The organism is Mesobacillus zeae (genome assembly GCF_003570705.1).
Lineage (GTDB): Bacteria > Bacillota > Bacilli > Bacillales > Cytobacillaceae > Mesobacillus_C > Mesobacillus_C zeae.
Window position 1 is genome coordinate 1 of the sequence record NZ_QWVT01000033.1, and the last position, 25,593, is coordinate 25,593.

Annotated in this window: 22 protein-coding genes; 16 read left to right on the forward strand and 6 right to left on the reverse strand. The window is 41.4% G+C overall.

All coding sequences use genetic code 11. From position 1 onward, the window contains the following. Positions 1 to 122: 122 nt before the first annotated feature. Both D1970_RS18030 and D1970_RS18035 read right to left on the reverse strand, forming a co-directional pair. Positions 123 to 488 carry a YybH family protein gene (locus D1970_RS18030; RefSeq protein WP_119114250.1) on the reverse strand — a complete coding sequence of 122 codons (366 nt, stop codon included), beginning with the start codon at positions 486 to 488 and terminating at the stop codon, positions 123 to 125. A 198-nt stretch (positions 489 to 686) separates the two neighbouring features. Next, entirely contained in the window at positions 687 to 1,505 is an 819-nt protein-coding gene (locus D1970_RS18035; protein WP_119114251.1) for an alpha/beta fold hydrolase, read from the reverse strand. 361 nt (positions 1,506 to 1,866) lie between these two features. Here D1970_RS18035 and D1970_RS18040 point away from each other — a divergent pair, with 361 nt between their 5' ends. Continuing rightward, positions 1,867 to 2,118 carry a hypothetical protein gene (locus tag D1970_RS18040; protein WP_246370268.1) on the forward strand — a complete coding sequence of 84 codons (252 nt, stop codon included), beginning with the start codon at positions 1,867 to 1,869 and terminating at the stop codon, positions 2,116 to 2,118. Between the two features lie 236 nt (positions 2,119 to 2,354). Here the strand turns inward: D1970_RS18040 and D1970_RS18045 are convergent, their stop codons facing one another. After that, the gene (locus D1970_RS18045) at positions 2,355 to 5,186 is read right to left on the reverse strand and encodes a DEAD/DEAH box helicase (RefSeq protein ID WP_119114253.1); all 2,832 of its coding nucleotides are present in this window, start codon (positions 5,184 to 5,186) and stop codon (positions 2,355 to 2,357) included. Positions 5,187 to 5,673: 487 nt separating this feature from the next. Beyond that, positions 5,674 to 7,305 carry an SWIM zinc finger family protein gene (locus D1970_RS18050; RefSeq protein WP_119114254.1) on the reverse strand — a complete coding sequence of 544 codons (1,632 nt, stop codon included), beginning with the start codon at positions 7,303 to 7,305 and terminating at the stop codon, positions 5,674 to 5,676. Positions 7,306 to 7,811: 506 nt separating this feature from the next. On the opposite strand from D1970_RS18050, the gene D1970_RS18055 reads away from it, so the two are divergent. Together D1970_RS18055 and D1970_RS18060 are read left to right on the forward strand one after the other, a co-directional pair. After that, positions 7,812 to 8,462, forward strand: coding sequence for a hypothetical protein (locus tag D1970_RS18055; RefSeq protein WP_119114255.1), 651 nt, complete (start codon positions 7,812 to 7,814; stop codon positions 8,460 to 8,462). Positions 8,463 to 8,479: 17 nt separating this feature from the next. Further along, a complete protein-coding gene (locus D1970_RS18060; RefSeq protein ID WP_119114256.1) occupies positions 8,480 to 9,721 on the forward strand; it encodes an efflux RND transporter periplasmic adaptor subunit in 1,242 nt (413 codons plus the stop codon). Positions 9,722 to 9,848: 127 nt separating this feature from the next. Here D1970_RS18060 and D1970_RS18065 read toward each other — a convergent pair whose 3' ends face one another. Next, complete coding sequence (locus D1970_RS18065) at positions 9,849 to 11,099, reverse strand: C40 family peptidase (RefSeq protein ID WP_181213431.1); 1,251 nt, start codon at positions 11,097 to 11,099, stop codon at positions 9,849 to 9,851. Between the two features lie 223 nt (positions 11,100 to 11,322). On the opposite strand from D1970_RS18065, the gene D1970_RS22490 reads away from it, so the two are divergent. Continuing rightward, the gene (locus D1970_RS22490) at positions 11,323 to 11,484 is read left to right on the forward strand and encodes a YwzD family small protein (RefSeq protein WP_181213430.1); all 162 of its coding nucleotides are present in this window, start codon (positions 11,323 to 11,325) and stop codon (positions 11,482 to 11,484) included. 340 nt (positions 11,485 to 11,824) lie between these two features. Here D1970_RS22490 and D1970_RS18070 read toward each other — a convergent pair whose 3' ends face one another. Further along, positions 11,825 to 12,619 (reverse strand): SGNH/GDSL hydrolase family protein, encoded by a 795-nt coding sequence (locus D1970_RS18070; protein WP_142921030.1) that lies wholly within the window; start codon positions 12,617 to 12,619, stop codon positions 11,825 to 11,827. Positions 12,620 to 12,818: 199 nt separating this feature from the next. Here D1970_RS18070 and D1970_RS18075 point away from each other — a divergent pair, with 199 nt between their 5' ends. The 12 genes from D1970_RS18075 (at position 12,819) to D1970_RS18130 (ending at position 25,580) form a co-directional block, all read left to right on the forward strand. Continuing rightward, positions 12,819 to 13,568 carry a YveK family protein gene (locus D1970_RS18075; RefSeq protein WP_119114258.1) on the forward strand — a complete coding sequence of 250 codons (750 nt, stop codon included), beginning with the start codon at positions 12,819 to 12,821 and terminating at the stop codon, positions 13,566 to 13,568. Then, positions 13,558 to 14,259: a CpsD/CapB family tyrosine-protein kinase gene (locus D1970_RS18080; protein WP_119114259.1), complete on the forward strand. Its 702-nt coding sequence runs from the start codon at positions 13,558 to 13,560 to the stop codon at positions 14,257 to 14,259. The genes D1970_RS18075 and D1970_RS18080 overlap by 11 nt, the downstream gene beginning before the upstream one ends. 78 nt (positions 14,260 to 14,337) lie before the next feature. Beyond that, on the forward strand, positions 14,338 to 15,102 hold the full coding sequence (locus tag D1970_RS18085; protein ID WP_119114260.1) for a tyrosine-protein phosphatase: 765 nt from the start codon (positions 14,338 to 14,340) through the stop codon (positions 15,100 to 15,102). A 326-nt stretch (positions 15,103 to 15,428) separates the two neighbouring features. After that, positions 15,429 to 17,249: a polysaccharide biosynthesis protein gene (locus tag D1970_RS18090; protein ID WP_119114261.1), complete on the forward strand. Its 1,821-nt coding sequence runs from the start codon at positions 15,429 to 15,431 to the stop codon at positions 17,247 to 17,249. 15 nt (positions 17,250 to 17,264) lie between these two features. Further along, complete coding sequence (gene galU, locus D1970_RS18095) at positions 17,265 to 18,149, forward strand: UTP--glucose-1-phosphate uridylyltransferase GalU (protein ID WP_119114262.1); 885 nt, start codon at positions 17,265 to 17,267, stop codon at positions 18,147 to 18,149. 181 nt (positions 18,150 to 18,330) lie between these two features. After that, on the forward strand, positions 18,331 to 18,990 hold the full coding sequence (locus D1970_RS18100; protein WP_119114263.1) for a sugar transferase: 660 nt from the start codon (positions 18,331 to 18,333) through the stop codon (positions 18,988 to 18,990). Further along, entirely contained in the window at positions 18,959 to 19,837 is an 879-nt protein-coding gene (locus D1970_RS18105) for an NAD-dependent epimerase/dehydratase family protein (protein WP_119114264.1), read from the forward strand. The genes D1970_RS18100 and D1970_RS18105 overlap by 32 nt, the downstream gene beginning before the upstream one ends. 10 nt (positions 19,838 to 19,847) lie before the next feature. Beyond that, the gene (locus tag D1970_RS18110) at positions 19,848 to 21,068 is read left to right on the forward strand and encodes a glycosyltransferase family 4 protein (RefSeq protein WP_181213429.1); all 1,221 of its coding nucleotides are present in this window, start codon (positions 19,848 to 19,850) and stop codon (positions 21,066 to 21,068) included. 22 nt (positions 21,069 to 21,090) lie between these two features. Further along, on the forward strand, positions 21,091 to 22,128 hold the full coding sequence (locus D1970_RS18115) for a polysaccharide biosynthesis protein (protein ID WP_119114265.1): 1,038 nt from the start codon (positions 21,091 to 21,093) through the stop codon (positions 22,126 to 22,128). A gap of 11 nt (positions 22,129 to 22,139) precedes the next feature. Then, the gene (locus tag D1970_RS18120) at positions 22,140 to 23,249 is read left to right on the forward strand and encodes a capsular polysaccharide biosynthesis protein CapF (RefSeq protein ID WP_119114266.1); all 1,110 of its coding nucleotides are present in this window, start codon (positions 22,140 to 22,142) and stop codon (positions 23,247 to 23,249) included. 4 nt (positions 23,250 to 23,253) lie between these two features. Then, positions 23,254 to 24,387, forward strand: coding sequence for a non-hydrolyzing UDP-N-acetylglucosamine 2-epimerase (gene wecB, locus D1970_RS18125; RefSeq protein WP_119114267.1), 1,134 nt, complete (start codon positions 23,254 to 23,256; stop codon positions 24,385 to 24,387). After that, positions 24,384 to 25,580, forward strand: a complete 1,197-nt coding sequence (locus D1970_RS18130; protein ID WP_119114268.1) for a glycosyltransferase family 4 protein — start codon at positions 24,384 to 24,386, stop codon at positions 25,578 to 25,580. The genes wecB and D1970_RS18130 overlap by 4 nt, the downstream gene beginning before the upstream one ends. Positions 25,581 to 25,593: the final 13 nt, after the last annotated feature.

Sequence of the window (25,593 nt, forward strand, 5' to 3'; positions counted from 1 at the left end):
AACCAGTAAAAACTGGTTAACCTTATAATACGAACGCACCCGTTGGACAAGACTTATTGTAGTGTTGACTTATTATGTGAAGTGAATAAAAAAGACGTCTAGTAGTATAGAACGTCTCTCTTTCAAAAATTATTTGGTAAGGGACTTAAATGCTCGTGAATTAAAAGCCAGACATCGGATTCTTTGACGAATACATTTGTGGCCCTTCCATGGCCGCTTGCATATTTATCATTGACAAAGCCTTCATAGAAATAGGTATAAGTACAAGTTGCCGAGTTACTTCCTGTGAATAGCCAGTGCACTTCTTGTGCTTCGTAGTTTTCATTTTTAACAATTGACCATGCGTTTTCAAAATATGTCTGTATTTCTTCGTGAGTTGTACAATTTCGATCTGAGAAGAAATAAACAGCATTAGGATGAAGAAATTTTTTAACTTCATCAAATTTATGAGTGTTTGTTGCCTGGATGTAATTGTGTAATACCTTCAATTTTATACCCTCCTATCGTCTCTTATAAAGAAACACAAAATTTATTAGGAGATTGGGAGTTGTTAATTCACAGTTCGACCATACTACGCTTCTTCAACTGCCCCTCCTTAAGAAAAAGAGCTGTCGAAGCAACTCTCTTATTGAAGTAAAGCACCCGTTCGTACAATATTTCACAAACTTCACTTACTGCGTTAAGTATTAGTTTTGGAACTCTTCAATTCTATCCAACCATTCATTTAATAGAGTGCTAAAAAGTTGTGGTTGTTCAATTTGTAAATTGTGACCTGCTATATCCAATACAGCAAATGTTCCTCGCGGATACTTGTTTACTATGTCAAGAGCATCTTTATATCCAACCGAAGAGTCTTGTCTTCCTAACAGGAATACACTGGGTTTAATAAAATCAGACTGGTCAATCTTAAAAGAAAACCCATATTTATTCTTAACTTTATTTAGAAACTTTTCATCTCCAATTTTACAACCACTTAGAATTTCTTTGTTGTACCTTAACCATGTGTACTCATCAAGTACAATGTTGTTATTTCTAAAATCTTCTAATTCATCCTTTGATAAATTTTCAATAAACTTTTCATCCGTTCTCAATATTTTATGTTTCTCAACTGTTCTATTTTCTGGAAGAGGAATAATAACAGGACATATAAATGCTGCACCGAGTATTTGTTCTTGATGCTTTTCAATAATGCCCCTAGCTATATAGCCACCGTAAGATTCCCCAGCAATTACGTACTCTTGGTTAGGAATTACAGCTTGAATAAAATCTAAAACAGCATTCAACATTTCATCAGAACTGCTTATTTCGTTATATTCTTTTGTTAATCCCATTCCAGGTAGGTCAATATAAATACGTCGCCAACCCTCCCTCTTAGTAAATATAGGTTCCATACAACCACTCATTAATCGATGGTCCGGAGAATAACCGTGTATCATTAAAATTGGTTTACCTTCCCCTAAATCTTTATAATGTATTTCAGCTTGGCGAACTTTGCAATATGCCATATTAATCCTTCTTTCTATAAAAATCATTTTAACTAACAGTACCTATTCTCTTTTTGTTTCTTCAATTCCTTGTTCAACTAACCCCTTTAGTTCAACAAGGAAAATTAAAGTTATTTCTATTTCCCATAGGGTGGTAGGTTATTGCAGAACTGCTGTAGAAAGTTAATATAATATAATATTCCATTCCCTAGATTAGGAGGGTTACAAATTGGAAAAACAATTATTAACTATGGCCCAGATCGCAAAACAATAAAATCTTGCTGAATCTACAGCAAGATTTTATAGAGATCGTTTCGAAGATTACATACCATCTGTTGGTGAAGGAAGAAAAAAAAGATATAGACCCGAGACAGTCGAGGTATTGCGGTTTATTGCGGAAGGATTTAAACGCAACCTAACCGCAACGGATATCGAGGATGGTTTAACCCGCATGGTTGCAAGAAATATTGAAGTTGAAAAAGAAACCGCAATAACAACAGCAGCAACGCAGCAACAACCAGAAAACGAACTAAAACAATATGCTTTACAACTTCAAATTGCACTCGAACAAATGAGTGCAACTATGCAAATTATTGCTGATCAAAAAGAAGAGATTGCGGAATTGCAGAAATGATATGGAGAAGGTAAAGTTATCAACAATGGAATCTAGTGAATGTAGGCCAGCTTTTAGGAATATGATTTAATTACCATAACACAGATTAGTTTAAATGAATGATGAGATGAATTCCACTCTCCTCAAGGTGGAAAAAAATCTTTAACGAACCCTCAAAAAAAGCCACCGGAGCTATTGCCCCGGCGGCTTACACTAACTGAATTCGATCTAACTCAACCCAGCTCATCCCGCACCTGCTACGCCAGGTTCACCAGCGCATGCAGGTCGGCTGTGGACATTTCGGTGATCCAGCTTTCGCTCTGGAGAATCTGGTCGTTTAGCGTTTGCTTTTTCTCGAGCATCATATCAATTTTTTCTTCAAGCGTGCCTGTGCTGATCAGCTTGTGCACGTGCACGAACCTGCTTTGACCGATGCGGTAAGCGCGGTCGGTCGCCTGATTCTCAACGGCCGGGTTCCACCAGCGGTCATAGTGGATCACATGGTTGGCTGCGGTCAGGTTAAGGCCAGTGCCGCCCGCTTTAAGCGACAGCAGGAAGATCGGGAATTTCCGCTCCTGGAACTGCTGGATCAAATCATCGCGCTTCGTTTTTGGCATGCTGCCGTGCAGGAACGGCACCTCGACATTATAGGAATCCTTCAATGCGGTGCGGATCATTTCGCCCATTCCGATGTACTGGGTGAAAATAATGCAGCTTTCTTCCTGATCGAGCACACTGCCTGTCAGGTCAATCAACTTCTCCATTTTTGCTGAGCGGGTGATAAGCTCGGCTGGGTGCTCTTCTTTCAGATAAAGCGCCGGATGGTTGCAGAGCTGCTTCAGTCGGCCAAGCATCTGCAAGATCAAGCCTTTCCGCTCAAACGCCGACAGCTCCTCGATTTTTGCAAATGTATCCTTGACGAGCTGCTCGTACAGGGAAGCCTGCTCGGCGGAAAGCGGGCAGTATTCCTTCTGTTCGACTTTGTCCGGCAGGTTCAGGGCAACTTCCTCATCCTTCTTCGTCCTGCGGAGGAGGAACGGGCGGATCAACCCTTGCAGCCTGGCAATTTGTTCTTTTTCACCGTCCTTCTCGATCGGGACGATGAATTGTTTCTGGAACTGTCCCGCGGTGCCGAGATAGCCGCGGTTCGTGAAGTCGAAAATCGACCATAGCTCAGAGAGCCTGTTCTCCATCGGTGTCCCTGTGAGGGCGATATGGTGGCGGCCATTGAGCTTCCGAACCGCTCGAGACTGCTTCGTATCGGCATTTTTGATGTTCTGCGCCTCGTCGATTACCACCGTGCTCCACTCGACTGGTTCAAGCTCCTCGAAATCGAGATGCGTCAATCCGTACGAGGTGAGGACAATATCCGCATCCTGGAGCGTATCGGTGAGTTTTTCGCCTTTTATCCGGCCTGCACCGTAATGCAGATGGACATTCAGCTCTGGCGCAAACCGTTCGATTTCTTTTTGCCAGTTGCCAAGCACCGATGTCGGGCAAATGATCAGGGCAGGGGATAGCTCTTTTTCCTGCTCTTTTACACCGAGCAGGTACGAAATCAGCTGGATGGTCTTCCCGAGGCCCATATCGTCGGCGAGAACCGCGCCAAATCCGTACTGGCGCAGGAACAAAAGCCAGTTCATGCCAAGCTTCTGATAAGGCCTTAGCTCGCCGTTCAGCCCGGCAGGCAGCGGTACATCGGGAATTTCTTTTGTTTCCTTAAGCTGTGTGATCATTTGCTTCCAGTGCCGGTTCAGCTCAATCTGGATTTTGGCAAAAGCACGCGGATCGTCAAGCTCCTCCGAAGGCTCCACATCCGGATCGGCGAGCTCCTGCTGCAGAAGGTCGCGAATATGCAAGCCTTCCTTGTCGGCTTTTTTCATAAGCGTCTGGATTTGGCGGATAAAGCCGTGGTCAAGCTTGATCCAGCGTCCGCGCATGAACACGAGCCGCCTTTTTTCATTGACAAGCCGCTGGAACTCTTCTTCGGACAGGTCAACACCATTCATGGAGAAGCGCCAATCGTAATCGACCAATGCGTTCAGGCCGACGAACGACCTGCGGTAGCCGCCTTTGCTCTTAAGCTTTGCTTTGACTCTCAGGTTGGCATTTCTCACGGCTTCCCACCATGATGGCAAAAGAATTTCGATGCCAAGGGCCATCATCGTTTCGCTCGCTTCTGTTAAAAACAGCCACGCTTCCTCTTCGTTAAGGTGGGCACGTATGCGGCCGTCTTCTTCAAGCCAGGGAAAAGTATTGGCAAGCCGCGCTTCTTCGGCTTCAATTTTTTCAAGGAACCCTTCCCAGTCAGCAGGGTAGGATGCATAATCCCTCGCATCAATAAGCATATTCGGCTGCTGCTTCCCGCGCAAAAACAAATTCAGCTCCCAGCTGCCATCATCCTCAAGCGGTTCTTCCAGCCGTATACCAAGGGTGAACGGTGAGGGATCCTCCTTAAGGCCAATCCATTCAAGCCAGCGCGCCTCATCAAAGTAAGCAGCCAGCTGCTCGGCGGAAAGCTCTTTATTGTGAAGAAGGTCCAGTTTTTCGCCAAGCAGGTACTTCAGGCTCTCATTTTCATTAAAATAAGCCTCGAGCGCGTCATGGAATAAATTGGAGATGAACTCCTTGACGGGCCAATCCTCCCCTTGCTCGCGAATCGTCCTTTCCCAGAAATCAGCGTGGAATTCCTCAATCACTTGTTCTGGCAGCGACCAGCGGAATTCTCCATCCCCAAGGGCGGCAAAGTCAGGATGCCAATCCTTCTCGACGATCGCTTCATGAATTTTGTGCGCGGATGCGAGACAGAGCTCTGATAGCTCATCCCATTCCCATTCCACCATCATGTTGAAGCTTTCCTCGGCAAACAGCGTAACCAGCTGCCAGCCGCTCACGACGAGGCCTACTTTCCCCATATGGACGCCGTCATTAAGCATCGTTCCGTAAAAACTTTCTTTATGCCTGTTAAAAAGGAGATGCTTCCATTGCAGGATCCCAAGCATTTCTTCTTTTTCATCCAGTGCGTAAAGGAAATAGCTCCCGCTGCCCAATGGGACAGTGTGTATTTCTATTTGTCTAGATTTAAGCATGGAAGCATGCTCCTTCCTGATGGTTAATCTCAGCAGTTTCTGTTGTGCGGTGCAGGGAGCTCTGACGCACTTGTGTGGTAAGTCCCGAGCACAGGCAGCTTAAATCCCGCTGCTCTGGCTGCGATGCATCATGAAAATCCGCCGCACGCTTTTTACAGTTACTTTTTTTATTAAAACCCATTCATTTTCAGCAAATATAATGAAAAAGCACATCATCCGCTCGTTTTTAGCTTGAAAATTGGGTGTTAAGCCTGTCGATAGGTGGCGGGAAAAGTTTTATTCCCGGTTAGCTGGTGTTTATTCCCGATTACGGCCGAGTTATTCCCGATTAGGTATGATATATTCCCGATTAACGTGAATATATTCCAAGTAGATGTAATAAAATTACAATCTATGTTTTTCATCCGCATTCTCTGCCGGAACACCATACGAACAATGTTCCTCGGCACCATTAACACCTGCACCAAGACCACCCAAGCCCAATCCGTTAGTCCTCCTGCACCTCAATCAGCTTGCTACGCGCGCATTCTTCGTGAAAGGCGCGGAGGCGCTTTGTACGCGTAAGAAGCTTTTCGAAGAACATTTCCCATTCACCAACGCGCTTTAATTTCTTATAGATGGTGCGCAGCTTTTTTAAAAGGCGCACGGCCTGGCGGTAGCTGGCACGATTCTTTTGTGAAATGAACATGTCCGTCGCGTGATGCAGGATGGGCAGCAGTACTGCTGGATTCTCTTTTTGCACAATCTTGATTTTGTCATTGGGCAGTTCAAGCGCATCGAAGTTGGCGTAGGTGTACAGCTCGCTCCACTTTTCGTAATCGCCTTTTTCGAATAAAAAACTTTCATATTCAACAAAGCTGTAGGGCAGGGACTGGTTCATCAGGCGCTCAAGCAAATCCAGCTTCCCGGTTTCCCGGCAGTACAGGGAGACCGCTTTGACCGAGTGCTTGACGAACACCCGACCTGCATAATAGTCGTCAGTATCAGCGAGGTAAACCCGAATCTGCTGCACAAGCAAATCGGCGTAAGAACCCATCCGGCTCCATTCGCGCGCGCGCGGCAGCTCATCAAGCCAGTAAAAAAGGCAGGGGAGTGCCGGGCGACCGTTCCGCTTCACGATTTCAAGCGTTTCTTTATCACGTTTCGTTAAAAAGTAATGGTGGGCAAGCGCAATCTCCTCGGCAAACAATCTTTTGCCTTCACCGAACTTTTCAAGCCTTTCCCGTTCCGCATCACGCCATACCGTTTTCTTCAGCATACTTGTCCAGAGGATACGGTACAGGTGAATACGTTCAAAATCAAACATGCCTGAATGCTCGACAAGCCGTGAAGTGTTTGCGGCAATTTTTTCGATAAAAGGGTCGAAGTCAAACGGCAGTGATAACAATGACATCTCTTCCGCAGTCAATTCGATCTTGTCGGTGAGCGAGTCGAACACATAGCCATAATACCGTTCAATCGTCTCGCCCGAATAGCCGAGCTCCTCGCTCAGCTCCGAAAGAAGGTGGAAAGCCTCGATGGAGCCTATTAGGTCGTAAAGCTCCTTCCACTCCTTCTTGAACGGCGCGGATGCCTCCACTTTCCGAAGGTAGGCCTGCACGAGGTTGGAAATCACATAGGGAGTCGGCTTCCCATATGAGTTCATGATCTCACGGAAGGTATTTTTAAAAGAATCAATCCAGCAGTCATAGTCGTATGCGAGCGTCCCGCCTGTTTTGATCAGGTCCTTTGCCCGCTGAAGGCCGAGCTGGCTCGCAATATTCATTTCCTTCGCCGGTTTCCGCCACTCTTCCACCCAATCCGACACGCTGTCTGCCTGGGAGTAAGAATGCATGAATGCGGCCATCCTGTGCCGGCAGAAGCCCTGCGCCGGGCATGTGCAGCTGCTGTCCTCAGGGTCCTCAAGTGAGATATAGATCCGGGCAGGGGTTACATCCTGGACCGTCGCCCAGATGGAGTTGGCCATTAACTTTTGATGATGGACAAGGCCCTGACGATACAGCATCAATCCTTTCTGGAAAATGCGCGCATCCTCTTCCACCTCAGGCCTCAGAAGCCCCGCCACTTTAACAGCAGCGCTTTTAAGCTGTTGTACGATTGCTTCCGATATCAGTGCCACCTGCCATTCCTCCCCTTCACAAGCCGTTTTGGCTGTCCGCCAATCGGGCTTAATTTCTCAAAGCTTCCTATATAAAAGAAATAAAATTCATAAGCAAATCCATTCAGACTGGAAAACCAATCCCATTGAAAAAACCATATTCTTTTATTATAACTAAAAATTGTGCGAGATAGGAGTGGGAAGGTGATTTTAGGGAAGGTTTCCCTTACATTCATGAAGACAATGGCGCATTGGCTCCATAAACCATCATGACATTCGGACAAATCTTTTTCATTTTAGAAAAAAAGGAGGATTTCCCATATCGCAGGCTGAATTATTCTTATAAAAGGAGTCTTCTTAAAGAAGGGGTGATGTTAAACTATCATTGATACAGGCGAAATGTGTCAAACCCAATAATTCAATTACGACAAAACGATGAATATATGAAGAAATAAAACAACAAATTTTTCCTATAAGCTACAATAGAAACATCAATTCATTTGGAGACAACGTGGGGGAAAATAATCATGATGCTTTATAACGGCCTCAAGAATCCGAATTACCAATCACACCAAATCCGCGATAGTGAAAGTATGAAGGGGCTGTGGCGGAGCGCCATCCTGATGGTTTTGGCAAGCTGTCTCGTCTTTGGCATGAGCGCCTATTTCGGCGTGGGATCTGAATATCTTTCGAAAAAGCTGACAAGCATTTCGGGAGCGGAATATGAGATGCATAAATCTCTGTTTGTGGCTGGCCAGGTTCTCTGGGGCATGTTTTATGGAGCGGGTATTCTGTTTGTCCCGGCTTTGTTTTTCTGGTCGCTGACCGATACAGGTCTCGATAAGTTTCTTTACATACAGTTTCTCGTGCTCGCCATCCTGCTTCTTGAAAAAACGGCAGAAATGATCCTTGCAGTGACGCTTGGACTGCCGGAAATCTCGTCACCTTTTTCTCTCGGCGTGCTGGGGCAGTACATAACGGGCAATAGCTTTATTGTTTATTTTCTCGCATCGATTACGATTTTCAAGATTTGGGCGATGTTCGTCCAATACACATATATTAAAGTGCTCACCGATAAAAGCAGAGGGGCAGTTCTCGGCATGGTCATCGGATTGAACGTCGCCCTTTGGCTATTGTCATCGCTATTCTCCATCATCCAGTTTGAGAAGCTTGTGTAACGGGGAGGCAAAGGAAAATGAAGAAGAAGGCAACAATCCTGCTTGCGGCAGGAGCGGTATTTGTATCAGGCAATCTTTATCTGTCCATGAAAGACGATGCCAAAGCCAAGCGCTCTACCTATCTCAATTCCTGGGAGCAGACAAAGTCGGAGGACCTGAAATTAACCCTCGGCACGGCTGGAGTAGTCACACCGTTGGAAGAGCATCATGTGTATTACAATGAAAAACCAGGCGGATTCAAGGAATTCCTTGTGAAAAAAGGCGACAAGGTCGACGAGGGAACGCCGCTGTACCATTATGCGTCCGATGAAGGAGACTCCGGCCGCAAGGAGCTGGAAAGTGAAAAAAGCCAGCTTGCCCGGGAAGCCGCTTTGATTGATGAGCAGATCCAGCAGCTCACCTATTTGAAATCCGTATCCTCTTCTTCTGGAAGCAGCACTGCTGTAACGGGAGACGGCACATATGGAACGCCTCCTCCTGCAGGCAACGGGGAGCTCTTGAGCGCCTCGATTGAAAAAGAAATTTTCGACAAGCAGACGGAAAAAAACCGGATCTTGGCAGAAATCGGCAAGTACGATGAATTGCTCCAGTCAGAAAATGAAGAGGATGGGCTCGGCATCAACAGCGATGTGACAGGCGTCGTCAAGGATGTGAACTACAAGCTTGAAAACCCAATCATGACAATCATTTCTGACAAGCCGAAAGTGGAAGGGACCTTTGCGGAGTCCGACCTGAAAAAGGTGGAGGAAGGCATGGAGGTGTATGTCACTTCAAGCCTGTTTAAAGGGAAAGTTCCCGGAATGCTGACGAAAATCTCCACGTACCCGGAAGAAAAGCCTTCCGTGAAGAAAAAAAGCCAGTTTCCGTACGAAATTGAGCTTGATGAAGACAGCAAAAAGATTGTCCAAGGCTCGCATGTAGACGTGCAGGTTGTAACGGACAAGGTGCTCGATGCGGCTACAGTGTCGGAGAAAGCTGTTGAGAAGGAAGGCAAGAAGAGCTACGTCTATATCTTGAACGAGTCTGGGAAAGTGGAAAAGCGCAAGTTCAAGAAAGGCATTCAGCGTCACGGAAGAGTGGAAGCGGAGGGTGGCGTCAAGAAGAAAGAGCTCGTCGCCAAGAGACCTGAAGACATCAAGAAGGCAGGCGATCCATTCTTTACCCCGCTCAACATAGACCATTTGGCAAAGCAGCCATTCAAAGAGGCAAGCGCCCGTTCCATTACCAAATACATCATGATCGGTTTTTCTAAAAGATAAAGAGTAAAACGCCTGGGAAGTGTCCAGGCGTTTTTTTTGAGTATTTCCAGACTATGACAAAAGCCTGCCTCCATGTAGGGGCAGGCTATAGGTTTAGCTTCCGGTATGGGAGGCTATATAGTAGAGATTAATAGAATCTCTTAAATCCTTCAAAATGTTTTTTGTAGTAGCTTGAATTCAGGCTGGAGACCGCTACGCCAACACCTGTATTGGCATGGATGAATTCGTTGTTGCCGAGATAGATGCCGATATGTGAGATTCCTTTTTTATACGTATTCTCAAAGAAAACCAGGTCTCCCGGCTGCGGCTTGCTGACATAGGAGCTGCGGTTATAGTAGCCCTCCGCGGATAATCGGCCGATACTTTTTCCGGCCTTGGTGAATGAATAGTAAATTAGCCCGCTGCAGTCAAAGCCGCCTGGCTGGCTCCCTCCCCATACATATGGTGTGCCCATGACTGCTTTTGCCTGTGCAATGGCAGCAGTACCGATATTTCCATCAGCGGGTACGGAAGGCTTGTTCGATGGTGGTATGACAGCGCCGGCCGCGCTTACCTTTAGCGTCTGTCCCACATAGATGACATCGCTTTTCAATCCGTTCCATGCTTTCAAGTCTCTGACGGTGACGTTGAATTGAATTGCGATTCTGCTCAGACTGTCTCCGCCTTGTACCTTATATGTCGCTGTACCTGCTGGCGGCGCTACCGGTTTGACCGGCGGCTTAGGCGCTGGATTCGATGATCCGGAGCTCTTGCCGGAGACGGACAGCTTCTGGCCTGGATAGATGATCGTGTTTTTCAGTCTGTTCCATTCCATCAGCTTTGCCACCGTCACACGGTACTTGCTGGCGATTTTGCTCAGGCTGTCGCCTTTTTGGACCGTATGGATTTTTACGTTTGCTGGCGGAGCAGGAGCTGGCGGCTTTGGTGAAGGGACTCGGTTGGACGACCCAGAATTCTTTCCGGACACCGACAGTCTTTGGCCAGGATAGATTAATGTGTTTTTTAATTTGTTCCATTCCATCAAATTAGCAACCGACACACGATATCGGCTAGCAATCTTGCCCAGCGTATCACCTTTTACAACGGTGTGCTGCTTTGCTGAACTGCCCTTGGATGAAGGCTGATTTGGCTTGTGTGAGGATGCTGATCCCTTTGAAGCCGTGACCTTTAACGTCTGCTGAACATAAATTAAATCAGAGGAGAGGCCGTTCAGACGCTTTAATTCTGAAATGCTCGTGGAGTACTTTTTGGCAATGTGACTGAGAGTGTCGCCTTTTTGTACATGATATGTATTTGTTGAGGCGGATGCAGGGCTGGCGGCGAATGCAGCGGATGAAAGAACGGCGAATGCGGCCAGTGATGCGACTTTCTTCATCATTTTCTTTAATCACGCTCCTTTATCAATAGATTTATGAGTCTATTCTACCATATAATAATAGGTATATAGAATCATATGAGATTCGTTCGCGCGAAATTATGAAAAACTATCTGCTTTTTATATATCGACACATGTTGTCCAAATGTTTAGTTGGTAATGTATATACAATTCATTTTCGGTGTTTTAAAATGTAAATATTGGAGAATTAGGGAGGTTCTTGTCGGTGGAACACTTTCAGGGGAAGATGGGATTTGACCAGGAACTATTTTTCGACGTCATGAAAAAGGTTTATGAAAAAGGACTGACAGACAACGAGATCACAATTGAACGAATCATGGAAGACCTCAAGGCTGACTTGCGTAGCTCCATGGGGGAATCAGACTGATACAAAATGAGGGTTCGACACAAAATCTACAAATACGAGTATAGAAAAATATAAATTTTTTTAAAAAATTTTCGATAAAATGAAAGTAAAAGAGAAACATCTTTTTAGAGAATGTTCTAGAATTAAAGCCATGGGAAGAAAGGGAAATTGTAATGTCAAACTATCACTCATTGACACCGGAGGAAAAATCAAGAAAGAAAAAGCGGAATACGATTATTATGTATGCTTTATTTATTGTACTAACCATATTTATTACTTCAGTAATGACATTATTGGTAGGGCAAATTTAGTAATTCTTTATTTGAAAAGGAGTCTGGCGAAACGCCGGACTCCTTTAAAATTAGTTCTCGGAAATGAGGTAGTCTGTTATATATTCAGCCCATAATGCATGCCCCTTGCTGCTCGGGGTATCCTGTCCTTCTTCAATGTATGATTTGAGTTCTTCACTGTTAGAGTCAGGCCAGGCGGTCCAATGGTCCAGGTAGGTTAGATTATTATCTTCTGCATACTGTTTCAATGATTGTACCTGGACAGGATAATAATTTGCCTGGTAAAGCGGATGAGGAGGCTGAAGTATTAAGGTGCTGTCAGAGTTGCTTTTCTCCAGACTGCTCTTAATAATGGATATATTAGAAAGAGTATCCTCAATGCGGACGTTCCCGTTATCCTTCAATGTAAAAGGTTCAAGAACTGTGAGATCCGGCTTCAGTTCTGCCAATTCATCTTCCTTATCCTGGTTAAGGAATTCAAGGGAGGTCATGTCATAGGCTCTAATCTCAACCTTGACCTCAGAACCGTAAGTTTGGTTTAAGTTTTTTGCAACAATTGAACTCCATCCACTTTCACCATTCCCTAGCGCAGTCGATCCGGCAAGCAAAATGACATATGGGCGTTTTTTCTTTAGTGATTTAGCAAAGTTCTCCTTGGCCTGTTCTGGCCAATTTGATGATTTTTTGATTAACGTTTCCCTGCTGGAGGCTGGGAATTGGGATGTCTGTTTAAAATTACCCGAATTTTCGTCAGCTTGAATGGACGGAGTAGTTGTAACGGTCGTTTTCTCTTTCCAGTGCAGACTCCCCAATATTGTTATTGAAACGCATCCAATTGCTAATAGAGCCACAATTAGTCTTTTCATTGTTGTCTCCTTTTCTTTTAATAGGAATAAAATATTTTTCAATTGCAATATACCTGTTCCTTTCGAGGTAGATTAAGGGTTATTATGTTTATTAAGGAAAGGTGACATTATTATTAAAATTATGACAAGGTATACCAAGTTTTACAAGGCTACATGATATAATACTTGAAGATTTGCAAAAAAAATTGTGGAGGAACATATGGAAGAAACAATTAGCTTAAAGGACCTGTTGGGAACCGTTAAAAAGCGGATGTCTCTTATATTAGCAATCACATTAACGGCCGTCATGGTAAGTAGCATTGTCAGTTTCTTTGTGCTGACACCAGTTTATCAGGCTTCAACGCAAATACTTGTAAGTCAAAAGAAGAACGATCAGGCTTCTGTCTATAATCCAAGCGAGGTTCAAACAAACCTGCAGCTAATCAATACATATAATGTCATCATTAAGAGCCCAGTCGTCTTGGAGCAGGTTATCAAAAACATGAAATTAAAACTGACGGTAGAAGAATTAAATGAAAAGATTATCGTCGGAAGCGAAAAAGACTCGCAAGTGGTGAATATATCTGTTAAGGATGAAGATGCCAAGCAAGCGGCAGCAATAGCCAATACTATTGCGGAAGTATTCAAAGAAAAGATTGTCGAAATAATGAGCATTGATAATGTCAGTATTTTGGCAAAGGCCTCAGTTGTGGATGGCCAATCACCTGTAGCACCACGGCCATTTATGAATATCGCCATTGCTCTCATTGTTGGATTGATGGGCGGCGTTGGTCTAGCCTTTCTTCTAGATTATATGGACAATACGGTCAAAAATGAACAAGATGTCGAGAAAGTGCTTGGGTTACCGGTTCTTGGCGCGATTTCTATAATTGAGGATTCGAAAATGGAAGAAATGAAAACAAGAAGAACGGCCCAGAAAACAAGAAGAGGTGAATCCATTGGCTCTTAAGCGAAAACCCGCAAAGACTTTAGGAGGCCAGCGAAGAAAGCTAGTAACCTCCTATGATCCAAAGTCACCAGTATCGGAACAATACCGGACAATCAGAACAAATATTCAATTTTCTGCAGTTGATCAAAATGTACAAGTAATCATGGTTACATCCTCAGGACCAGCCGAGGGAAAATCGACCACTGCAGCAAATCTCGCTGTTACGTTTGCGCAGCAGGAGAAAAAAGTCTTGATTGTGGATGCTGATCTGAGAAAACCAACAGCGCATTATACTTTCAATGTGACGAATACATTTGGTTTAACGACAGTACTGTCAAAGCAGCTGTTTTTGGCAGATGCTTATGAGGAAACGAATGTTCCCAACTTGTTCATCCTGTCGAGCGGGCCTATCCCGCCAAATCCTGCAGAGTTGCTCGGATCCGCAAGCATGGATACATTTTTGGAGGAAGCCAAGCAGCAGTTTGATATTATTATATTCGATACGCCACCAGTCCTCGCAGTCACTGATGCTCAAATCCTTGCCAATAAATGCGATGGCACAATCCTTGTCGTATACAGTGGAAAAACAGAAATAAATGGTGCAGCCAAGGCTAAAGAATTGCTGATTTCAGCAAAAGCAAAACTGCTTGGTGTAGTCTTGAACCATAAGGATCTTAAAAGCACTGATTACTATTATTATTACGGAAATTAGCCTTTCGATAGGAATTCGACAAAAAAGTATATATTAAGTCCGAAAAATGACAAAAATTGAAATAAGGAGGGGTTTATCGTGATAGACATACATACTCATATTTTAAGTGGAGTGGATGATGGTGCCCGTTTAATGGAAGACAGCCTAAATTTGGCTCAAACAGCTGTTAAGGACGGTATCCACACTGTTATTGCGACCCCTCACCATCGAAACAACCGATATGAAAACCCGAAGCAGGCAATTATCGAAAAGGTAGCCAGCTTGAACAGGGTTCTGCAGGAAAAAGGAATTCCGCTTACCGTACTGCCTGGACAGGAAACGGCAATATATGGAGAAATCGTTGATGACTACGAAAAAGGGGAAATCCAGACTTTGAATGGCACTTCCTATATGTTTGTTGAACTACCATCAGGACATGTTCCGCGATATACGGAACAGGTATTGTTCGATCTGCAGATGAAAGGGCTTGTTCCAATCATTGTCCATCCGGAGCGCAACCAGGAAATTCAGGAGCAGCCCGAACTTTTATATCAATTAATAAAAAAAGGAGCTTTGGCTCAACTGACCGCCTCTGCCCTTACAGGGAAATTCGGTAAAAGAGTAAAAACTTTTTCGCATGAGCTCATCCAGGCGAATCTTGTCCATTTCATTGCTTCTGATGCACATGATATAAAAAAGCGTGGTTTTAAGATGAGCGAAGCCTATGACACGATCCACTCGCAATATGGGGCTGATATGACCTATTTATTTCAGGAAAATGCTGAACTCCTTATAGAGGGGAACAATGTCTTCAGGGAGGCTCCAGAGAGAGTGAAGAAAAAGAAGTTCCTTGGGATTTTTTAAAGATTCCGAGGAATTAGTATTGACCTCAGCCATCATAATTGGTGCCAGAATCCTTACCTGGCCGGCGATGCCTCCTTGTCCGATACCCATGGAGGCACTCGATCATGCTGTGGGATGCAGGTTTGCAGGCCTTAGACACGCTGTTGTCGATAGTATGATGTGAGGATGGGTTAGATGCCCATTTTATTTAATAGTCTCTTCGATTTGTAGATATCTAACGAAAGCGAATGTACTTAAACGTATGTTTTCGTTAGATATTTATTTTGAATAGAAATTCTAACTTGGTGATATTACAAGATAATAAAGGTTGTTACAGGAGGATCGGAATGAGATATCGATACCGGCTGCTATTCCTGGCCGTACTGGATTCATTGTTTGTACTATCTGCAATGTATTTAAGCTATATCCTGCTTCATCCATCAATTGAGACTTTTGGTGGGAGGCAACTGATTTGGAGTGGGGGAGTCATGCTGCTCTGTTATCAAGGATTTGCTTCATTTTTCCTGCTTTACAATAAAGCATGGGAGTATGCAAGCATTGGCGAACTTCTTGGAATCGTGAAAGCGGTGACGTTTTCTGTTCTTGGAATGGTTGCCTTTCAATATGCCGTTGGATATGAAGTATACATAAGAGCCCTGATTACTGCCTGGATGCTTCAGTTCCTAATGATAGGTGGATCACGATTTTCATGGCGTGTATACCGTGACTCGTTTATGAAGCCGAGGAAAGAAATGAAAAAGGTGCTGATCATTGGGGCCGGGCAAGGAGGCTCGCTTGTTGCGAGGCAGTTATTGAATAATCCGGAACTAGGGCTTTCCCCGGCGGCGTTTATTGATGATGACAGAAACAAGCTTCGGCTGCAGATTCATGGGATTCCTGTTGCGGGTTCAACGAAGAGCATTAAAGAAGCTATTGTAAAGTTTCAAATTGACTTGATTGTTATAGCAATTCCTTCACTGGATAAAAAAGAATTAAATCGAATCTTTAAGGAATGCTCAAAGACAAATGTGAAAACTCAAACGATGCCCAAGATTGAAGATGTCATGCTAGGGCGTGTCTCGGTGAGTTCGTTCCGCGATGTCCAGGTTGAGGATTTGCTTGGGCGGGAACCGGTTGAGCTTGATATTGACGGTATCTCGGAATATGTATCGGGTAAAACAGTACTTGTCACAGGGGCAGGAGGCTCAATCGGCTCGGAAATATGCCGGCAGATTTGCAAGTTCAATCCGGCGAAAATCGTGCTGCTTGGCCACGGGGAAAATTCGATTTATTTAATTGATATGGAGCTTCGAAATTTATATGGAAATGTAATCGATATCGTACCGGTTATTGGAGATGTTCAAGACCGTAACCGTATGTTTGAAGTGATGGAACAGCATCAGCCTGATGTCGTTTACCATGCGGCAGCGCATAAGCATGTACCATTGATGGAATATAACCCAAGGGAAGCTGTGAAGAACAATGTATTCGGGACGAAGAATGTGGCAGAAGCGGCTGATATGTTTGGTGTGAAGACGTTCGTGATGATTTCTTCCGATAAAGCGGTTAACCCGACGAATGTAATGGGATCGACAAAACGGGTTGCGGAAATGGTGATCCAGAAGCTGGACCAGGAAAGCAACACGAAGTTTGTCGCCGTCCGTTTTGGAAATGTACTCGGAAGCCGTGGCAGCGTCATCCCGTTGTTCAAGAAACAGATAAAGGCAGGCGGACCCATTACCGTTACGCATCCTGACATGACCCGCTATTTCATGACCATTCCGGAAGCATCGCGCCTCGTCATTCAGGCAGGATCGCTGGCGCGTGGAGGAGAGGTGTTTGTCCTCGATATGGGCGAACCAGTCAAGATTGTCGACCTAGCTAAAAACCTGATCATAATGTCAGGCTATACTATAGAAGAAATTGGATTACATTATAGTGGAATCCGTCCAGGAGAGAAGTTGTTCGAGGAACTGCTCAACGAAAAAGAAGTCCATCCAGAGCCTATCTATCCGAGTATCTTCATCGGAAAAGCCATGCATGACCAGGAGAAGGAAATGGAATATCTTTTGGAGCGATTTGAGAACTTTACTGCCGATGAACTGAAAACATATGTGATTAATTTGGCAAATAGAAGAGAAAATGTAACGCTATCAATGGCGAAGTAAACATGGGGGTTACCAATGAAGAAAATTCGTAAAGCCATTATACCTGCAGCGGGCCTTGGAACAAGATTTCTGCCGGCCACAAAAGCAATGCCGAAAGAAATGCTGCCAATCGTGGATAAGCCTACGATTCAATATATTGTCGAAGAAGCCGTCCAATCGGGGATTGAAGATATCATCATCGTAACAGGTAAAGGCAAGCGGGCTATCGAAGATCACTTTGATTTTGCGTCGGAGCTTGAGCAAAATTTAGAGGAGAAAGGCAAACTCGATTTGCTGGAAAAAGTCCGTTACTCATCAAATCTTGCTGATATCCACTATATCCGCCAGAAAGAACCAAAAGGGCTTGGCCATGCCGTCTGGTGTGCGAGAAACTTCATCGGTGATGAACCATTTGCCGTTCTCCTTGGTGATGACATTGTCCAAAGTGAAACACCTTGTCTAAAACAGCTTATGAATGTATATGAAGAAACTCTATCATCGGTCATTGGGGTGCAAACAGTGCCTGACGAAGAAACGCATCGGTATGGAATTGTTGAACCCTCGGTGCAAATAGGCCGAAAATATCAAGTACAGAACTTCGTTGAGAAACCAAAGCAAGGTACAGCGCCATCCAATCTTGCAATAATGGGCCGTTATATTCTTACTCCTGAAATTTTCATGTTCTTAGACCAGCAGGAAAAAGGAGCGGGAGGAGAAATTCAGCTTACCGACGCCATCCAAAAACTAAACCAAATCCAACGCGTCTTTGCTTATGACTTTGAAGGTAAAAGGCATGATGTGGGTGAGAAATTTGGGTTTGTGAAGACTACGGTTGAGTTTGCATTGCAGGATGGAGAATTGAGAACGGAGTTGCTGAACTATTTAGAAGAAGTAATGGAGATACACAAAGTAAGGAAATGATAGTCTAGCCCCTGACGTCAATATAAATAGGGGCTTTTTATCTTTAGAAAGTTGAGCTACCCATAGTCTTAACGAAACAATATAGCTTAGTTAATTGTTGGTTAATTGGTTAGTCATTAGTTTTGTAAAAACCCGGTAACTAGGGAGTAACCAAGTAACTAACATGAAGGAGTGCAAAAGGATGTACTTAAAAATAAAAAGGTTAATAGATATTATACTTTCCTCTTTTGGACTAATTATACTTTCACCTGTTTTTCTAATTCTTATCATTGCAATAAAACTGGATTCAAAAGGCCCAGTGCTATTTAAACAAAAACGAGTAGGAATTCATAAAACATATTTTAATATTTTGAAATTCAGGACAATGAAAATTGATACTCCCAAGGACACACCAACACACCTTTTGGAAAATCCGGAGCAATATATTACCAGGGTGGGTAAGTTTTTAAGAAAAACATCTTTAGACGAGCTCCCACAAATTTGGAACATCTTTGTAGGACAAATGAGTATTATTGGTCCTAGACCTGCTTTATGGAATCAATATGACTTGATAGAAGAGAGAGATAACTATAAAGCCAATGATATACCTCCTGGACTTACTGGGTGGGCGCAGATTAATGGAAGAGATGAACTTCCCATCGAAATAAAGGCGATGTTGGATGGGGAGTATGTTAAAAAAATCAGTTTATGGATGGATGTAAGGTGCTTTTTCGGAACCATTCTAAGTGTAGCCAAGAGTGATGGGGTAGTTGAAGGTGGCACAGGCCCCCAAAGAGGAAAGTTGGAAGTAGTAAGGAGAACTTTACAAAATGAAAAAGATACTAATAACTGGAACAAATAGTTACGTTGGTTTAAGTTTGCAAATTTGGCTTTCCCAGTGGTCAAAAAATTATTCAGCAGATTTTATTTCTGTAAGAGATGGAAATTGGTCTAAAGAAGACTTTTCTAATTATGATATCCTCTTTCATACGGCTGCTTTAGTTCATAAAAAGGAACAACGAGAAATGGAAAGTGATTATTATAAGGTTAATACAGAATTGACTGCAGATTTAGCTGAAAAGGCAAAGTCTGAAGGTGTTAAGCAGTTTATTTTTATGAGTTCTATTTCAGTCTATGGTTTGATTGGCCAAATTGAAAAGCCTGTCATAATTACAAAAGATACTCCTTGCGAACCAACCACTTATTATGGGAAAAGTAAACTAGCTGCAGAAATAGCTTTAACACTACTAAGTGATGAGTCCTTCAAGGTAGCTATTATAAGAGCACCCATGATATATGGTCCCGACTCTCCAGGAAACTTCAAACGTCTAGAAGGTTTAATTTCGAAAGTGCCAGTTTTTCCGTCAGTTAACAATAACAGAAGCATGATTTATATAGACCATTTATCTGAATTTATAAGACTCCTAATTGAAAACCAAGGCCAAGGAACCTTTTATCCACAAAATAAGGAATTTGTTAGTACAAACGATTTGATTAAGGTAATTGCAAAAGAAAAAAAGCGAAAAATATACTTATCAAATTTTCTTGGACTAACATTAAGACTTATGAGTAAAAAAGCAAATATAGTAAATAAAGTATTTGGGAATTTAGTGATTGATTTAAGTCTATCTAACTATGCTGGATTTAGTTACTGTGTAAGCAGTTTTCATGAGTCAATCATATCTAGTGTGAATTTCACGAAGGAATAGGTGCTTTATTTTGAAAAAAGATGTACTCATAATGTGTCAGTATTTTTATCCGGAATACGTTTCTTCAGCTACTCTTCCTACTGAATTAGCTGAGGATTTAGTGAAAAAAGGGGTATCTGTTGATGTTGTTTGTGGATATCCACAAGTTTATTTTAAAGGTACTCCTGTAACTGAAAAGGAAGACTATAAGGGGATTGGAATTAATCGAGTTAAATACACCCAATTAAATAACAAATCAAAAATTGGCAGGATTATTAACTTTTTTTCTTTCTTTGTATCAGTACTATTTAAAATGCCTTTCCTATTTAAATATAAAACTATACTTGTATACTCTAACCCACCAATATTACCCTTAATCCCTTATTTAGTTTCTCGTTTTAGTAAGACTAAGTTTATTTTTGTAGCTTTTGATGTATATCCTGACAATGCTCTGATACTAGGTGCTATTAAAAATGGTAGTTTTATTGGAAAGCTAATGAAATATATCAACAGCAAAGTGTATCGATATTCTTCTGCAGTAGTAGCATTAAGTAATGACATGAAGGATTACTTGATTGAACACAAAATTGCAATAAAGCCAGAAATTATTAAGGTTATACCCAATTGGTATAGTCATGATAAGTTAGACACTAATGGAAAAGTATACAATGAAGAATTTAAGGAATTGAGAAAAAAATGGAAATTCATTGTCTTATATAGCGGAAATATGGGCTCCGCACAAGATATTGAGACAATCTTAGAGTCAATGAAGAAGTTTAAAAATAGCAAGGATATTTTATTCTTATTCTCTGGTCACGGGAATAAAGAAGAGCATGTAAAAGAATATATAGAAACAAATAGAATAAAAAATACTAGGGTCTATGGATTTCTCTTAGGAAATGATTACTCTGATATCCTTCAGATTGCAGACGTTTGTTTGGTAAGTTTGGCAAAAGGAATTGAAGGAATCGGGGTTCCGAGTAAGACATATGGATACTTAGCGGCAGGTAAACCAGTATTAGCCATAATGTCTAAGGAAACAGATATTGCAAAAGACTTAACTAAATATCAAGCGGGCGGATGTGTTGAGCAAGGAGATTCTATTGGACTCCAAAACCTTCTATTAAGTTATAGCGATAATAAAGAAATATTAATAACTTCTGCAGCCCAAGCCAAAAAACTCTATGAAAAATATTACACTCGAGAAATTTGCACAGAAAAATATTACAAGTTAATTAAGGAAATTAAATGAATCACTAGGATGGTGAAATACCTTGTTTACAGATAAAACTCTATTAATAACTGGCGGTACTGGGTCATTTGGAAATGCGGTAATGAATAGATTTTTGGATACGGACTTAAAAGAAATTCGTATTTTTTCACGTGATGAGAAAAAACAAGATGATATGAGAAAACAGTATAAAAGTGACAAACTTAAGTTTTATATTGGTGACGTAAGAGATTTGGCCAGTGTGAAAAACGCTATGCATGATGTAGATTATATTTTTCATGCTGCAGCACTTAAACAGGTGCCTTCATGTGAATTTTTTCCCTTGGAAGCTGTTAAAACTAACATTATCGGGACAGATAATGTCTTGACTGCTGCAATTGAATATAATGTGAAAAAAGTTATCTGCCTTTCTACAGATAAAGCAGCTTATCCTATCAATGCAATGGGAATTTCTAAAGCAATGATGGAGAAAGTGTTTGTTGCCAAGTCTAAAACGGTATCTCCAGATAGAACTCTTATCTGTGGAACAAGATATGGTAATGTAATGGCTTCTCGTGGATCGGTTATCCCCTTATTTATTGAACAAATTAAAGATGGACAGCCATTAACTGTTACTGATCCCTATATGACTAGGTTCCTCATGAGTTTGGAAGAAGCAGTTGAATTAGTAGTGTTTGCGTTCCATAACGCAATGGCAGGGGATATTATGGTTCAAAAATCTCCAGCGTCAACCGTAGGGGGATTGGCACAGGCGCTAAAAGAGTTATTTAATGTGGAAAATGAGATTAAAGTTATTGGCACCCGACATGGTGAAAAACTATACGAAACCTTGCTAACAAGAGAAGAAAATGTTGTTGCTGAAGACTTGGGTGGTTTCTATAGAGTACCAGCTGATAACAGAGATTTAAACTATGAAAAGTATTTTGCTGATGGAGATCATGATTTGTCTATGGGGGAAGAGTATAATTCACATAACACGAGAAGACTAAACATAGAACAAATTAAAGAAAAGCTGCTTGAACTAGAATATGTTAGAAATGAAATTCAATTATGGAATAAAAACGTTCCAATGTTAAATTAAGGGGAAAATAGATGAAGATACTTATTACTGGAACGAATGGGTTTATTGGTAAGAACCTAGTAGCGGAGCTTGGAAACCAAAAATATAATAACATTTTTGAGTATGCAAAAGAAACAGATGCTTCACTGCTTGATGAATATTGTAAGGAAGCAGATTTTGTGTTTCATCTAGCAGGAGTAAATCGTCCGAAGGACGAATCGGAATTTATGGATGGTAATTATGGTTTCACATCCACTCTATTAGAAACATTGGAAAAACATCAAAATAATTGTCCTGTATTAATTACATCTTCAATTCAAGCAGAACTGAACAACCCATATGGTGCTAGTAAAAAGGCATCTGAAGATTTACTGTTTGATTATGGCAACAGGACAAAAGCAAAGATACTTATCTATCGACTCCCAAACGTATTTGGAAAGTGGTGTAAACCGAATTATAATAGTGCAGTTGCTACGTTCTGTCATAATGTTTCTCACGATTTAGCTATAAATGTTAACGATCCTAATGTCGTAATGAACTTAGTTTATATTGATGATGTTGTAGAAGAACTAATCCGGGCATTGAATGGGAATCCAAATTTAGCAGGGGAATTCTGTGAAATACCAGTTGTCCATACTGTTAAACTTGGAGAAATAGTAGATTTGATTTATTCATTCAAGAAAAGCAGGGAAGACCGCTCTATTCCTAACATGTCTGATCCATTTACGAAGAAATTATACAGCACTTATCTAAGCTATTTGCCTGAAGATCAATTCAGTTACGAACTAAAGATGAATATTGATCAAAGAGGTTCATTTACGGAGTTTATTAAAAACCCTGATAGAGGGCAGGTTTCTGTAAATATATCGAAACCAGGGATAACGAAAGGGAATCACTGGCATCACACAAAGAATGAAAAATTTTTGGTCGCAAGCGGGATAGGAGTCATCCGTTTTAGAAAGATTGACTCAGATGAAGTCATTGAATATTTTGTTAGCGGAGAAAAGCTTGAAGTAGTTGATATACCAACTGGCTACACACATAATATAGAAAATCTTGGTGATACCGATATGGTTACGATTATGTGGGCAAATGAATTTTTTGATCCTGAGAAACCAGATACATTCTATTTGGAGGTTTAAGTTAATGAAGAAGTTAAAGGTCATGACAGTCGTTGGTACCCGGCCAGAAATCATAAGATTGTCTGCTGTAATTAATAAATTGGAAGAATCAGAAGCAATAGAACATATACTTGTTCACACAGGACAAAACTATGATTATGAATTGAATGAAGTATTTTTTAAAGATTTTAATCTAAAAAAACCGGATTACTTCCTTAACGCAGCTACTGGAACAGCAGTAGAAACAATCGGAAATATTCTCATCAAAGTTGACCCTATAATGGAAGAGGTTAAACCAGATGCATTTCTAGTCCTTGGTGATACAAATAGTTGTTTATGTGCTATTGCGGCAAAGAGAAGACAAATTCCGATTTTCCATATGGAAGCTGGTAATAGATGCTTTGACCAAAGGGTTCCGGAAGAAACAAACCGAAAAATCGTGGATCATACCTCGGATATCAACCTAACATATAGCGATATCGCAAGAGAATATCTATTAAGAGAAGGCCTTCCCGCAGACAGAGTAATCAAGACGGGAAGTCCAATGTTTGAAGTGCTCAATTCTAGAAAAGATGATATAGAGGCTTCAGATGTTCTAGAAAGATTAGATTTAACAGAAGGCGATTATTTTGTAGTATCAGCTCACAGAGATGAAAATATCAATTCTGAGATTAATTTTTTAGATTTAGTTGAGAGCTTGAATACGGTTGCGGAGAAGTATAATTTACCTGTAATCGTGAGTACACATCCTAGAACAAGAAAAATGATAGAAGCCAAAGGGATTGAGTTTAATCCATTGGTTAAGACCTTGAAACCTCTAGGATTTAATGATTATGTAAAACTTCAACTGAAAGCCAAAGCGGTTCTTAGTGACAGTGGTACAATTAGTGAAGAATCCTCAATTCTTGGGTTTAGGGCATTGAATATTAGACAAGCGCATGAAAGACCAGAAGCAATGGAAGAAGCTTCAGTTATGATGGTGGGACTGAGGAAAGAGAGAATCCTACAGGGGTTAGAAATACTAGAAACACAAGAAAAAAATACATTAAGACTCGTTTCTGATTATAACATGCCTAATGTATCGGACAAAGTATTAAGGATTATATTATCTTACACTGACTATGTGAATAGAGTTGTTTGGAGGTGTACTGATAAATGAACTTATTAGTTGCTGCTGATTCATTACTTTTTAGAACACCTGATGGGAAGTACTGGTGTAAAACTATTTATGGATATAATTTTTGGTTGCGTTATTTGACTGAATTTGAAAATGTTGCAGTTGTTTCTAGAACTAAAACTGCAAGTTTAATTGAAGTACAGGGATATCTTCGGGTAGATGGACCAAATGTCAGTGTATTAGAATTGCCATATATGAGAGGTGTGAAACAATATATTGCAAATTATTTTTCTTTCCGTAAAGCAGCTCAAAGGGCTGTGGCTAATGCGGAATGTGCATTAATAAGATTGCCTTCAGTTTCTGCAGACATGGTTTTAAGTTTTTATAAGAAGACTGGTAAACCATATGCATTAGAGGTGGTTGCTGATCCTTATGATGCATATTCTTCAAATAAAATAGCCCAAGCAATGTATACTCGTAAGCTAAAAGATGCAGCATTGCAGGCAAACGGTGTATCTTATGTAACTAAATATTATTTACAGAATAATTATCCGTCATATTCCAGAATTAATGGAGAAACTAATGAATACTTCGAAAGTTACTTTTCGACGATTGATTTACCAGATTCCTATTTCTCAACACCAAGGATTTTTGAAAAAGATAAGAAAAAGTATACTATTATTCATACAGCTAATAGTATAAACAATGATATAAAAGGGCATGAAACCGTAATTAAGGTTTTAAAAGAGATTAGAGAAAAACAATATGATGTAAATGTTATATTTATTGGTGATGGCAGTAAAAGAAGTTATTATGAGCAGATGGCAAGAGAGATGAATATTAGTGAGTTTGTAACGTTTACTGGTTTGCTTTCCTCTTCAAACGAAGTAAGAGAGCTTCTTATGGAGGGGGATATTTTTCTTTTTCCATCAAAGGCGGAGGGATTACCAAGAGCCGTGATTGAAGCGATGGCTGTTGGATTGCCATGCATATCAACACCAGTTAATGGTATTCCAGAATTATTGAATCAAGAGTTTTTATATGATCCACTTGATGTTGATGGATTTGTAAATAAGCTAATTACCCTTTTTAATAGCACTAGTAAATTGGAAGAAATGAGCAGAGAAAATATAGAAAAGGCTAAAGAATATTCCTATGATAAGCTTTTGGAAAAACGGAAGCAATATTATCGTAAATTACGAAAACTAACAGAAAACTATAATAGCAAAAAATAAAATTAGTTGTTTG